At 62.5% G+C, this 12,038-nt stretch carries 14 protein-coding genes; 7 read left to right on the top strand and 7 right to left on the bottom strand.

What is annotated here, in order from left to right; translation table 11 throughout:
* Nucleotides 1-28: 28 nt before the first annotated feature.
* Genes ACVZUB_RS25765 through ACVZUB_RS25750 form a run of 4 tightly spaced genes read right to left on the bottom strand, consistent with a single transcriptional unit; the run spans nucleotide 29 to nucleotide 3,594 of the window.
* Complete coding sequence (locus ACVZUB_RS25765) at nucleotides 29-1,579, bottom strand: bifunctional 3'-5' exonuclease/DNA polymerase (protein ID WP_063315744.1); 1,551 nt, start codon at nucleotides 1,577-1,579, stop codon at nucleotides 29-31.
* Between the two features lie 46 nt (nucleotides 1,580-1,625).
* Nucleotides 1,626-2,489: a 5-oxoprolinase subunit C family protein gene (locus tag ACVZUB_RS25760; protein ID WP_058037623.1), complete on the bottom strand. Its 864-nt coding sequence runs from the start codon at nucleotides 2,487-2,489 to the stop codon at nucleotides 1,626-1,628.
* Nucleotides 2,486-3,118 (bottom strand): 5-oxoprolinase subunit B family protein, encoded by a 633-nt coding sequence (locus tag ACVZUB_RS25755; RefSeq protein ID WP_058037624.1) that lies wholly within the window; start codon nucleotides 3,116-3,118, stop codon nucleotides 2,486-2,488. Before ACVZUB_RS25755 ends, ACVZUB_RS25760 begins: the two co-directional genes overlap by 4 nt.
* Nucleotides 3,115-3,594 carry a MarR family winged helix-turn-helix transcriptional regulator gene (locus ACVZUB_RS25750; RefSeq protein ID WP_054781681.1) on the bottom strand — a complete coding sequence of 160 codons (480 nt, stop codon included), beginning with the start codon at nucleotides 3,592-3,594 and terminating at the stop codon, nucleotides 3,115-3,117. The genes ACVZUB_RS25755 and ACVZUB_RS25750 overlap by 4 nt, the downstream gene beginning before the upstream one ends.
* 74 nt (nucleotides 3,595-3,668) lie before the next feature.
* Here ACVZUB_RS25750 and ACVZUB_RS25745 point away from each other — a divergent pair, with 74 nt between their 5' ends.
* Entirely contained in the window at nucleotides 3,669-4,502 is an 834-nt protein-coding gene (locus ACVZUB_RS25745) for an alpha/beta fold hydrolase (RefSeq protein WP_482627879.1), read from the top strand.
* A 4-nt stretch (nucleotides 4,503-4,506) separates the two neighbouring features.
* Here ACVZUB_RS25745 and ACVZUB_RS25740 read toward each other — a convergent pair whose 3' ends face one another.
* Complete coding sequence (locus ACVZUB_RS25740) at nucleotides 4,507-4,731, bottom strand: hypothetical protein (RefSeq protein WP_482627878.1); 225 nt, start codon at nucleotides 4,729-4,731, stop codon at nucleotides 4,507-4,509.
* A 267-nt stretch (nucleotides 4,732-4,998) separates the two neighbouring features.
* Between ACVZUB_RS25740 and ACVZUB_RS25735 the strand changes: the two genes are divergently transcribed.
* Nucleotides 4,999-5,277: a hypothetical protein gene (locus ACVZUB_RS25735; protein ID WP_058037626.1), complete on the top strand. Its 279-nt coding sequence runs from the start codon at nucleotides 4,999-5,001 to the stop codon at nucleotides 5,275-5,277.
* Nucleotides 5,278-5,411: 134 nt separating this feature from the next.
* Here the strand turns inward: ACVZUB_RS25735 and ACVZUB_RS25730 are convergent, their stop codons facing one another.
* Both ACVZUB_RS25730 and ACVZUB_RS25725 read right to left on the bottom strand, forming a co-directional pair.
* Nucleotides 5,412-6,788, bottom strand: coding sequence for an NAD-dependent succinate-semialdehyde dehydrogenase (locus ACVZUB_RS25730; RefSeq protein WP_039973099.1), 1,377 nt, complete (start codon nucleotides 6,786-6,788; stop codon nucleotides 5,412-5,414).
* 99 nt (nucleotides 6,789-6,887) lie between these two features.
* The gene (locus ACVZUB_RS25725; protein ID WP_063315745.1) at nucleotides 6,888-8,201 is read right to left on the bottom strand and encodes a YhgE/Pip domain-containing protein; all 1,314 of its coding nucleotides are present in this window, start codon (nucleotides 8,199-8,201) and stop codon (nucleotides 6,888-6,890) included.
* Between the two features lie 171 nt (nucleotides 8,202-8,372).
* Here ACVZUB_RS25725 and ACVZUB_RS25720 point away from each other — a divergent pair, with 171 nt between their 5' ends.
* Genes ACVZUB_RS25720 through ACVZUB_RS25700 form a run of 5 tightly spaced genes read left to right on the top strand, consistent with a single transcriptional unit; the run spans nucleotide 8,373 to nucleotide 11,980 of the window.
* Entirely contained in the window at nucleotides 8,373-9,005 is a 633-nt protein-coding gene (locus tag ACVZUB_RS25720; RefSeq protein ID WP_050654601.1) for a DUF4178 domain-containing protein, read from the top strand.
* The gene (locus ACVZUB_RS25715; RefSeq protein ID WP_063315746.1) at nucleotides 9,002-9,502 is read left to right on the top strand and encodes a DUF2617 family protein; all 501 of its coding nucleotides are present in this window, start codon (nucleotides 9,002-9,004) and stop codon (nucleotides 9,500-9,502) included. Before ACVZUB_RS25720 ends, ACVZUB_RS25715 begins: the two co-directional genes overlap by 4 nt.
* On the top strand, nucleotides 9,490-9,906 hold the full coding sequence (locus ACVZUB_RS25710; RefSeq protein WP_037128670.1) for a DUF4247 domain-containing protein: 417 nt from the start codon (nucleotides 9,490-9,492) through the stop codon (nucleotides 9,904-9,906). The genes ACVZUB_RS25715 and ACVZUB_RS25710 overlap by 13 nt, the downstream gene beginning before the upstream one ends.
* A complete protein-coding gene (locus tag ACVZUB_RS25705) occupies nucleotides 9,903-10,406 on the top strand; it encodes a DUF350 domain-containing protein (protein ID WP_042448576.1) in 504 nt (167 codons plus the stop codon). Before ACVZUB_RS25710 ends, ACVZUB_RS25705 begins: the two co-directional genes overlap by 4 nt.
* Nucleotides 10,406-11,980, top strand: coding sequence for a polyamine aminopropyltransferase (locus ACVZUB_RS25700; RefSeq protein WP_482627877.1), 1,575 nt, complete (start codon nucleotides 10,406-10,408; stop codon nucleotides 11,978-11,980). The genes ACVZUB_RS25705 and ACVZUB_RS25700 overlap by 1 nt, the downstream gene beginning before the upstream one ends.
* The last annotated feature ends 58 nt before the right edge of the window (nucleotides 11,981-12,038 follow it).

Below are 12,038 nucleotides of genomic sequence, written 5' to 3'. Positions count from 1 at the left end.
GGAACCACTTGGCGTGGAATTGACGACGCTACGAAGTGCCTTTGCCGTATGTCTCGCGGGCTGCGACGTCCATGGGAAAACGGACGACTGTGTCGCCGAACAACAATCGAGTTGCCGAAGCAGCTGCGGCCAGCACGTGCGCGGTACCGGTTTCGGGGTTGCGGGTATGCACGACTACCTCGTCGTGCTGGAAGAAGACCAACTCGCCGTCCGGATCTTCGGCGAGGCGGCGCCTGAGGTCGGCCAGGAGGCACAGCGCCCACTCGGACGCAGTCGCCTGCACGACGAAGTTGCGCGTGAAACGACCGCGGGCGTGAGCGTCGCCGTGGGAGTAGAAGTCGGGAGACGGTGGGGGACAGGCCCGGCCGAGCAGTGACTTCACCACCTCGCCGCGCTCACCTGCCTTGGCAGCTTGCTCGACGTACTCGACGGCGACCGGGAATCGCTTCCGCAACAAGACGAGCAGTGCTTTGGCTTCACCCGCCGTCGCCCCGTACAGGACTCCGAGGATTGCGACCTTGGCTTTTGCGCGATCACCGCCGAAGGCTTCGGCACCGACAAGTGCGTACAGATCGTCGTCGCCGGCGGCGGCCATCATGCGGCGGTCGCCGGACATGGCGGCCAGAATTCGGGGTTCGAGCTGACCGGCGTCGGCGACGACGAACACGTGGCCCGGATCGGCGACGACGCTCGAGCGCATGGTCTTCGGAATCTGGAGGGCCCCGCCGCCCCGGCTCGCCCACCTGCCGGACACGACACCACCGGGAACGTAGATCGGGCGGAATCGATCGCCCCGCACCCAACTGTCCATCCACTGCCAACCGTTGGTGCTGTACAGCTTGGCGAGTTCGCGGTGACGTAGGAGCAGCGGCACAGCCGGATGATCGATTTCCTGCAGAAACCACTTGCGCGTCGACGGTAGTTCGATGCCCTGACGTCCGAACGCCTCGGTGATCTCCACCGAAGACGAAGGATTGACGGTGCGCCCGAAGACCTCACTGATCTGGGCGGCAAGTTCCTGCATACGAGCGGGGAGGTCGTATCCCGTCGGCCGCGGCCCCAGCCGTTCTTCGAGGAGTTCGCGATGCTTCTGCGTCGAGAACGGAAGGCCCGTGTGCGTCATCTCGGCGGCGCTGAGAGCGCCGGCCGATTCTGCTGCGATCAACAAGTCCAGTCGAGCGTCCGTGCCGATGGTTGCGCGCTGCTCGGCGAATTCGGTGACGACGGCGAGGGGATCGAGAACGGGTGCAGTGTCGAAGAGTCCGAGTCGATCGTCGTCGAACTCGTCGGCGGGCGGTGACGGTTTGCCGGCGCGCATTCCGAGTATCGCGCGGGTCAGGGAGATGTCGTGGCACCGTTGAACCCGTACGCCTGCCCGCAGTAGCGGTGGGTACACGGTCGCCGTACTCGGCCACACCCACCGCGGGTGCTCGGCTTCCTCGATGGTGCGTACCGCTGCGATCAGGTCGGGGTATTCGACGGGATCGGCGAGCGGCGTTCCAGCGGGATCGGTCCGTAGGACAGTTGCCGTCACAGCTCCCGTGGACGTCGTACTACCGGGGACCAGGACAACTCGCACGACATCAGTGTGACGGCTGGGTCCGACACGCTATCGCTCGGCGTGCTCAGGCCCTGACGAACCGGATGTGTTGACCCGGGCGGGCTTGGCCGAGTCGGTCGATATCTGCGTCCGCGACCACTCCCACCACCGGATAGCCGCCGGTGATGGGGTGATCGGCGAGGAACACGACAGGTTGGCCGCTGGGTGGTACCTGGATCGATCCGAGTGCCACGCCTTCGGTGGGCAGTTCGGTGTCGTCTGTTCTTCGAAGTAGTTCGTCGGCGCCGACGCGATCGACGCGTGCGCCGATTCGGTCCGAGTCGGTCGAGATCGCCCATCGGCCATGGAGGAGTGTTTCGGGGTTGGTGAATCGATCTGCGCGAGGACCGAACACCACTCGAATGGCGAGAGTCTCGTTTGCCATCGGCGGCACCGGTGCGAGGTCGACGGCTGAGAACGTGGTCGGCGATGGCCCGATCGGGAGAAAAACACCAGGCTCGAGAGGCGCCGGACCGATCCCGGACATCGTGTCGGTGCTGCGCGATCCCAGGATCTCGGGAACCACAATGCCGCCTCGGACGGTCAGATACGTCCGCAGTCCACTCGGTGCGTAGTCCAGGCGGACGGTCTGCCCAGCCCGCAGATCGATCACGCTCGAATGCCCGACCGGAATGCCGTCGCGGTAGGCCTGTGCAGGCGCACCGGTGAACGCGATCGTTGTCGGTTGCTGCGCCCGAAGACTCAGCCCACCCAGGAGGACCTCGACACCGGCTGCGCCCTCGTTGTTGCCGACGAGCCGATTACCAAGCCTGAGAGATCGCCTGTCTGCCGCACCGGAAACCCCGACACCCGAGCGAAGATGACCTATCCGTCCGAGGTCCTGGATCAGGCTCAGCGGCCCGGTGTCGAGTATCTCGAGGCCGTTCATCGTTGTTCCTCGTTCACGAAGCGCACGCGTCTGCCGGGCTGAACGGTGGCCGGTGGTGTGGCGTTCAGATCCCACATCACGGCATCGGTGCTCCCGATGATCTGCCAGCCACCCGGTGATGCACGCGGGTAGACCGCGCTGTATCCAGCGGCCAGGGCGACGGAACCGGCAGGCACAGCGGTTCGTGATTGCGTTCGACGCGGAACGTCGAGCCGAGTGTCGCCTGAAGTCAGGTAGGCGAAGCCGGGTGCGAATCCGATGAAGGCGCAACGCCACATTGCCCCGGTGTGGGCCGCAACCACCTCGGATCGGCTCATACCAAGTGACTGTGCGACGTCGTCGAGGTCGGGCCCGTCGTACCTGACGGCGATGGTGAGTGCATCCATCTCGAAATGCTCGTCTGTGGTCGCGGCAGAATCGGTCTGCTCGAGATCGTTCAAGCGCTTTCGGACGTACGTGAGATCTGCCGCCGGGGTGCACGTGACCAGGACCGTGCGAGCTGCGGGGAGGAAGTCTTCGACCCCGACCGGGGTGTTACGCGTCAGTGCTTCGGTGAACGCGAGAACGCCAGCTTCGGAATCGAAGTCCACGAGCAATGCGCGTTCTCCCGCGGGAAGTATGCGAGTCACAGGGAGGGCTCCCTATCGACTCGAGTCCGCTCCACGTCCGCTCGCATCGCGGCGATGAAACTCTCGATGGTGGCTCGCTCTGTGGCGGTGTAATTCCCGACGGTGCTCGCAGCGCGTGAAATGAGGGGGCCGAAGAAGCTCTCGCCCAGAGTGACCGCCGATGGTGTGACCTGCAAGAGCACCCGTCGACGGTCTGCTGAGTCCCGCTCCCGAGCTACGTGCCCCGCTTTGACCATCCGGTCGACCAGTGCAGTCACCGACGCCGAGTTGATCCCGAGCTGTGAGCCCAACCAACCTGGCGTCGCCGATGTGTTCGAGCGCTCGGCATCGAGAAGGCAGATCAACGCGCGCACGTCGGTGGAGTGCATTTTGTACTTGTTCGCAAAGCCGGAAACCGCCACGTTCAAGTCGACGGTCAGTGCGCGAAGCGAGTGGACGATCGCCATCGCTTCGTCTTCTGCATCGCCGACGCTCAAGGATGCCTCCAGCCCTGGTGTGTTGTCTCTCGATTGTCTACTATCTCGATAATCGAGGGAAATGGGGGTGGGGGATGGACTTCAATCGCGCATACGACGCTGTACTGACCAAATGGCCGCAGAAACCGCTGGGTGTGGATCTCGCGGGGCGGTTCGGTAACACGCATGTGAACGTCTGTGGGCATGCAGACTCGCGGCCGTTGATCCTTCTGTCCGGGGGAGGTGCCACTTCGACGGTGTGGTTCGACAATGTTGGGGCGCTGTCGAAATCCCGGCGTGTCTTTGCTGTCGACACCATGGGCGATGCCGGGCGGAGCGTTCCGAATGGTGATCCGATGAAGTCCGTCGACGATCTGATCGAGTGGATGGACTCGATAGTCGATTGCACCGGGGCCGGCACCGTTGATGTGATCGGACATTCCTATGGCGCAATGATTGCGTTGGCCTTTGCGCTGCATCGACCGAATCGTGTCGGGAAACTTGTTCTGCTCGATCCTAATTCGAGTTTCTCCGGCATGAAGGCGGGCTACCTTCTGCGTGCGCTTCCGCTGTTGCTCTCCCCGTCGCGAGCGCGCCGACGGCGACTGTTGGATTGGGAGACAGGTGAGTTGAGTATCGACTCCGACTGGCTGTCTCTTGTGGAAGTGGGCACTTCGGATCTACCGCGACCCGATCTCGTAGTGCCTCGACGTCCTTCGAAGGAGGCCTTGAGCGCACTGGATGTCGAGTTGCTGGTGGTCCTCGCACAAGACGGACGGGTGCATGATCCGGAAACCGTGTCGAAGTCAGTGCGGGAGAGGGTTCCCGCAGCGCGTGTCGAGGTGCTGAAAGCTTCTTCGCATCACAGCATTCCGATGGTTCCCGCCGATGAAATCAACCGGGTGCTCGTCGACTTCTTGGAGGGCTAGCGGATCAGGGTGCGACGACGCACCCCGGACCGATCGGTGTCGCCGGATTGACATCGACCGTTGTGACCGGCCCGCCCGCGGACGTCTGGTAGGCCATCAGAGAGTGTTCGCCCGGTGCAGTCGGAGTCCACAGCGTGACGGCGTGGCCGAGTACGACCGGCAAGGTGAAGTAGGGATTGACGGTGTCCCAGATCAGTTCCTGCGGGAACATGGTCGACGCTCGGTTCATGTCGACAATCGAGACGTTCGGCTCGTTCAACGCTGCTGTCCTGGCAACCACCAGATACGTGCAGCCCGCTCCGTACGACGTCGTCGGCCCGCTGCTGAAACCCGAAGGATCGTGACGTCGACTACGTCCGCGGAAGCTGACGTCGCGGAACAGATGGCTGCACTCGCGCAGAGGGCAGCGGCGACTACGGTAGTTCGAGCGATTCGTGAAAGTGTCATACCAGCAGGTCGGTTTTATCTGGGTGGGTGTTACAGGCAGACTGACCGGATGCGCGCACTTCACGTTCTGCTGGCCGGCTTCGGCTTCCTGCTGGGGTTCCTGATTATTGTTGTCTCCGGCCTGATCGAGTGGGCGTCCTTCGCCTCCCGAACCGATTTCGCCTTCGTCGGTGACTCCGCCGTGTCGGTTGGTGTTTCCAACGAGGCGATCTACACCGCCGTCGCTGCTCCACTGGTGGGTGCACTGTTGGGCTGGGGGTCAGCTGTCATCGCGACGAGGTTCGGGTGGAGCCTCACTCGTGGGGGTGCCACGCCGGCAAGCGAGTGACCAGGCAGCGGACCCGCTTGCTGGTCCGTGGGTTATGAGGAAAGGCCCCGACCTCCATCGAGGTCAGGGCCTTTCTTTGCGCCGAGCTACTTCTGTGTCGAGCTACTTCTGTGTCGAACTACTTCTGTGTCGAACTACTTCTTCGAGACGCGGAGCAGCTTCTTGTTGACGAACTCGTCCATTCCCCACGGACCCAGCTCGCGGCCGACTCCGGAGCGCTTGACTCCGCCGAAGGGCAGACCGGGCAACGTCGTTCCGTGCTCGTTGACGAACGCCATTCCCACGTCGAGATCTGCAGCGACCGACCGGGCGGAATCGAGATCGCTGCTCCAGACGGATCCGCTCAGGCCGTAGACCGACGAATTGGCAAGTTCCACAGCCTCGCTGGCCGACTTGACCTTGTAGACGACTCCGGCAGGTCCGAACAGTTCTTCGCTGTAGGCCCGCATGTCCGGTGTCACGTCTGCGAGCAATGTCGGTTGAACGTAGGCGCCCGGGCCGTCGATCTTCTTTCCACCGGTCAGCAGCGTGGCACCCTTGGACACAGCGTCGTCGATCTGCTCGATCAGAGTATCTGCCGCGCTCTGCGAAGAGAGTGGACCCAACACTGTGGATTCGTCCAACGGGTCACCGGCAGTGACGGATTCGAAGGACGTCGCCAACTTGTTGGTGAAGTCGTCGTAGAAATCTTCGGTGACGATGAAACGCTTGGCCGCGTTGCAGGCCTGGCCGGCATTGGACAGACGTGCCTTGGTTGCGGACTTGACGGTGGCATCCATGTCGTCGGAATCGAGGACGATGAACACGTCTGATCCGCCGAGTTCGAGGACGACCTTCTTGAGATTGCGTCCGGCAGTTTCGGCGACGCTGGTTCCGGCGCGTTCGCTGCCGGTCAGTGACACACCTTGAACTCGGGGATCGGCGATCATGTCCGCGATCTGCTCGTTGGTCGCGAAGACGTTGACGTAGGCGTCGTCCGGCAATCCGGCTTGTCGCAGAATCTCTTCCATCAGCAGCGCCGACTGCGGACAGTTCGATGCGTGCTTGAGAATGATCGTGTTACCGAGCATCAGATTCGGTGCCGCGAAGCGGGCGACTTGGTAGTACGGGAAGTTCCACGGCATGACGCCGATGAGAGCGCCGATCGGTCGCCGGTACACAACCGACTCCTCGGCCCCGGGAACGTCGAGTCGTTCTTCCTCGAGCAGTGCCGGACCGTGGTCTGCATACCACTGATAGATCGCGGCCGAGAGTTGTACTTCGCCCTTGGCCTCGCGGACCGGCTTACCCATCTCCAAGGAGATCATTCGGGCCAGTTCGTCTGCGCGCTCTGTGTACAGTTCGGCGGTCTTGCTCAGGACTGCCGCACGCTGCTGTGGCGCACTGTTGCGCCAGGTCAAGTAGCCGCGATGCGTGTTCGCAAGTGCGGCTTCAACTCCGGCGTCATCCAAAGTATCGAATTCCCTGACGGTTTCACCTGTCGCGGGATTGACTGTTTTGTAATTAGCCATAGTTGTACAACGTGCGGAAGGGGCTCGAAGATTCCCGAAACGCGCAATCACATTGAATCGGCTCAACAGGTTTCGATCAAATCCCGGCTGGGTACCATGTCACGCCACCTTGGGACGATGGGTGCGCTCGTAGCCCTTGCGGTCGTAGAAACGGGTGGTCACGATGCCGAGTACGACGCCGATCAGTAGCCCCACCAACGTCATCCAGACGGCATGCAGCAGGCCTGCCTCACCGCGTGCGCCGAAGAACAGGATCGATCGCGTGCCCATGTAGATCTGGTGCATCGGCTCGAATTGCGCCAGCCAGGCATACAACCTGGGGCTGGCTTCGAGGGGGATGGTGCCACCGGACGAGGGCAGCGCGAGAATGACGAACACGAACAGGTTGATCAACATGCCCAACGAGCCGAACGCGGCCATCACCGACATCGCCGTGATGCCCACCGCTGTGATGACCAGCGCGCCGTACTCCCACAATGCAAGCCCGTGAGTGACCGGCATTCCGAGGGCGCGACTGATCCACTGGAACAACGCGGAGACTATGCCGGACAACACGATCATGAATGCCCATTTGACGAGCAGCGTTCGAAACCTGTTGATACCCACAACGTCGTTCTGAACGAAGAGTGGACCGAATTCGGTAGGCGCGTATCCGAGCATGCCGTCCACCAAGGAATTGACCACGGTTGCTCCGGTGAATCCCGCAAGGACCAACAGCAGCGCGAAATAGAATGCCACCAAACCGAATCCGGTTCCGTCGGGAAGTGGATCGTGGGCAACCGTGAGTACGTTCACCGGGTTTTCGAGCAGCAGGCGGCTCGCTCCGGAGATCTGGGCTCCGGTGCCTCCCGCTTCCAACTGCGCGGTGACAAGGGCGGTGAGTTGCTCGCCCATGTTCTTGTTGACCGAGGCGAGGGCTGTGGTTCCGATCGACTGGACCAGCGATGCCGAGACGGAACCGGCGCGAGGATTGGTGTAGATCGTGATGATCGGTTGCTCTACGTCACCGGCGACGACGCTGGCCTCCGCCAGGATGATCGTCCTCTTCGTGAAATCACTGGGAATCACGATCGCGCCGTACAGCGTGCCGGAGCTCAACCGCGATTGGGCTTCGGCGATACCGATCTGCTGCAGGTCGATCTTCTGGTGGTCGATTCCGCTTTCGAGGCCGGCGACGATGTCGTTTCCGAAGTTCTTGCGGTCGGCGGGGTCGCCACCGGGGAGGGTGTCGCCTTCGTCCTGGTTGACCAGGGCGATCGGGAACTGGTCCAGGTGTTTCTTGGGGTCGAGTATTCCGCCCATGTACAACGCTGCCAGCGCAGACATCAAGAGGGTGACCACTATCAATGGTGTCAACCAGAATCGTGGTGTGTGCATGACGGTGCGGGCAGACGGCTCCGTGTTCTTGCTCATCGTCAGTCGACCGGCTTTCGTTCGCGCGGAGTTCCTCGGGCTGAGCGTAAACGCAAAGGTGCGCCGGGGCAGTCTTTCGATCTGCCCGCGGCGCTGGAGACCTGTCCGGTCGGCGACAGGCCGGATTGCCGGCAGTCTCATCCGAAAAGGCTGAGAACGGATCGGTAGGGTATGGCCCGCGGCAACCCTGCCGAGACGATTTCGGAGAAACCGTTGACCAACGTGCTGATAGTTGTCCTGATACTCGTAGTGATCGCTGCCGTCGTGTTTGTGGTCCTGCGTGGACGCCAGGGCAAGCCGAATGCTCGCGTCGACCCGCTCGCCGACTATCCCGAGGTGTACGACCCCCACAAGATCGGGGTCGGTGACATCATCACGTACGCGGGTATCGACCATGTTGTTCGAGGGACCATCACGCTCGACGAAGAGGGGTACATCTGGCGTGAGCACCTTCTCGACGGTTCGACCGGTCGTCGTTGGTTGACGGTCGAGGACGACGAGGGCGAATTGGAGATGACTCTCTGGATGCGTCGAGAAGGAACCAACCTGGTCCCGAACGGCGACGTCATTCTCGACGACAAGGTTCACCGCAAGATCGAAAGTGGAACGGCGAAGTTCACGGCCGAGGGTACGACGGGTACGGCCCCTTCCGGCTCGATGGAATACGCGGACTATGCGACCGCAGACAAGACCGGCCTGATTGCATTCGAGAAGTGGGCGCGCGGACAGTCGTGGGAGGTTTCCACGGGACGGGCGGTCACTCGCAGCGAACTCACTGTCATCCACTCGGGCCCCCCGGAATGAGCCTGTATCTACTCGACGTGGAGCCGACCGACGTGGATGCCTCGGCACTGGGGTTGGTACTGGGAGCTCCTGCGCCACCGACCCTCGCCGAGTTGGTGATCGGAACTTCCGACGCGACGCTGACCCTCGGAGTGCTGGGGGCTTCGCACGTGGTGACGGCCTGGGCGTCGGGAAAGAAACTGACCGAACAGGTTTCGTGCGATGCTCTTGCAGTCGGCGGTGAACTACTGCCCGCAGTGGAGTCCACGCAAAACTACCGGTTCGAGTCTTCCTCACTGGTGATGGACCGGGTCGAATTCGACTCGGAAGCTGCGTCGTTGAAAGAGTCCGCCGGCCACGACGGTTGGATCTGCGGATCCTTTCCCGGTGACGACACGGCTTTGACCGCTTTGTATGGCGTGCGAGACCGCCAGGGGTGGAGTTGGCAGAGTTGGCATTTGTACCCGGGGGAGGGGACAGGAGTGATCGTGAAGACACGCAGCAGGTGGCAGCCGTGAGGGGGCGGACGTGGTTGGCTCCGGTGATGCTGGCGGCCGCAATTGTCTTGTCGGCGTGCGGTGGTGGAGCCAAAGACTTCATCGCGGACAACTATTCCAAGACGTCCCAGGATGGCGACGTCGTGTTGTACTCGTCGAAAGATCCAGTGGGCACGACCGTCTCACGGATTGTCGACGCGGACGAACCAGCGGCGCGAAGTGCTGACGGCGGCAACGAATACCTGCGCTACGACGACGACATCGTCACTGTCAGTTCGGCTTCGGGCGGTGGCAGCACCATCAAGGTAGAGGACATCGACGGCACGTATCGCAGCGGCGGATACGCGTACCTGGGACCGGGCTTCAACCCGGGATCCCCGGCGGGTGGAAGCAGTGGCAGCGGCGGCTCGGGTAGTGCCAAATGACGGTAATGCTCAATGAGAAGGAGAACGGCGTGACGAACATCTTTGCATCCACTTCCGTCGAGATCGGGACGGTGGATCCGGCATTGCTCGTCGGGGGCGTTCTCGGCACCCTCGCCTACTTCGTCGTCGGTGCAGCGGTTCTGGCGACGGGATTCCTGGTCCTCGACCTCATGACACCCGGAAATCTCCGCCACCAGGTTTACGTCGACAAGAACCCGAACGCTGCGATTCTGTTGGCCTCCAATCATCTTGCGCTGGCGATCATCGTGGTGACGGCAATCCTGACCAGTTCGGACGGCTTTGCTCAGGGACTCGCCGACTCCGCGGTGTACGGACTGTTCGCGATCGTGTTGCAAGCGATCGCGCTGCGATTGATGAACGCATTCCTTCCCGGCAAGTTGGTTGCGCTGGTGCAGGATCCGAAGATGTGTGGCGCCGCGTGGGCTGTGGGTGTGAGCTTGCTGTCCATCGGTTTGGTGAACGCCGCAGCGCTCACCTGATGGTTGCCGCTGATCCCGATGTGACAGTTGACGAGCGTTCGACGATGCTCGGCCCGCGCGCACGCGTCCTTCTCCTTGCGGCTGTTGCGGCGTGCGCTGCGTGTGGCCTGATCTACGAGCTGGCCCTGTTGACACTCAGCGTGAGCCTGACCGGCGGCGGCATCACCCAGACGTCGTTGATCGTCGCGGGATTTGTTGCGGCTCTGGGTATCGGAGCGCTGGCCGCCAAACCTCTGCTGGGACACGCTGCCGTTTCGTTCGTGACGGTCGAGATACTGCTCGGGCTGATCGGCGGATTCAGTGCCGTCACGCTGTACGTGACCTTCACGTTCTTCGGTTCCAGCGCAGCAGTTCTGGTGGCGGCGACCGCGCTGATCGGCATCCTCGTCGGTGCCGAAGTGCCTCTGCTGATGACGCTCCTGCAGTCCGGTCGCAGCGACAACGACGCACAGAGCACCGGAAAGGTACTGGCCAACCTCAATGCCGCCGACTACCTCGGCGCATTGATCGGTGGTCTGCTGTGGCCGTTCGTACTGTTGCCGTGGGCGGGAATGATTCGCGGTGCCGCACTCACCGGCATGATCAATCTCGTGGCTGCGGCAGTGGTCGCGCTGATACTCCTTCGGTGGCAGCTCAGCCTGCGCGCACGATCGATCGCCGTCGTCGCAATGCTGTTGGCAGCAAGTTTGATCGGATGGTTGCTGATCGCAGCGTCGGACATCGAGACCACGTCGAGGCAGCGGCTCTACACCGATCCCGTGGTGGCCGCCGAGCGATCGGTGTACCAGGAAATCGTCGTCACCGAGCGGGGGAACGACGTGCGCCTGTTCCTCGACGGAGACCTGCAGTTCTCCAGTGTCGACGAGCATCGGTACACGGAGTCGCTGGTGTATCCGGCCCTGGTGAACGACCCCCGGCGCGTGCTGATTCTGGGCGGCGGTGACGGCCTCGCTGCACGGGAAGTGCTGCGAATGAACAGCGTCGAGCAGATCGTTCAAGTGGAACTCGATCCGGCAGTCATCGAGTTGGCCAACACGCGTCTTCGTGATCTGAACGAGGGAGCGCTCGAGGATCCACGGGTGGACGTCGTACTCGACGACGCGTTTCGGCGGCTGCGAGAGCGTCCGGAACCGGGTTTCGATGCGGTGATCGTCGACCTCCCGGATCCCGACACCCCCGCACTTGGCCGCTTGTATTCGATGGAGTTCTACGGACTTGCCGCTGCCGCGATGAATCCGGGCGGGCTGATGGTCGTCCAATCCGGCAGCCCGTACTCGACGCCGGATGCGTACTGGCGAACGGTGTCGACGGTATCGGCTGTCGGACTGAGTGTCTCGCCCTACCACGTTTTCGTGCCGAGCTTCGGTGACTGGGGATATGTGCTCGCGCAAGCGGGATCCACTCCACCCGACCTTCGTCTGCCCGCTGATGTGCCGGAACTACGGTTCCTCGACGAGCCGACGCTGGCGTCGGCCTCGGTGTTTCCTCGCGATCGCCCGAGGCGGGAGTTGGAGCCCTCGACGCTCGACCGGCCACGCATCGTCGACGATATGCGCAAGGGCTACGAACGCTGAACTCCCGACCGAGTAGCTTGAATCGAGACTCTCGGCCACGACGGAGGTACGGATGACT

This window comes from Rhodococcus sp. OS5, assembly GCF_056837585.1.
The sequence above is the reverse complement of the archived record's forward strand: the minus strand, read 5'-3'. Positions and strand labels throughout refer to the sequence as shown.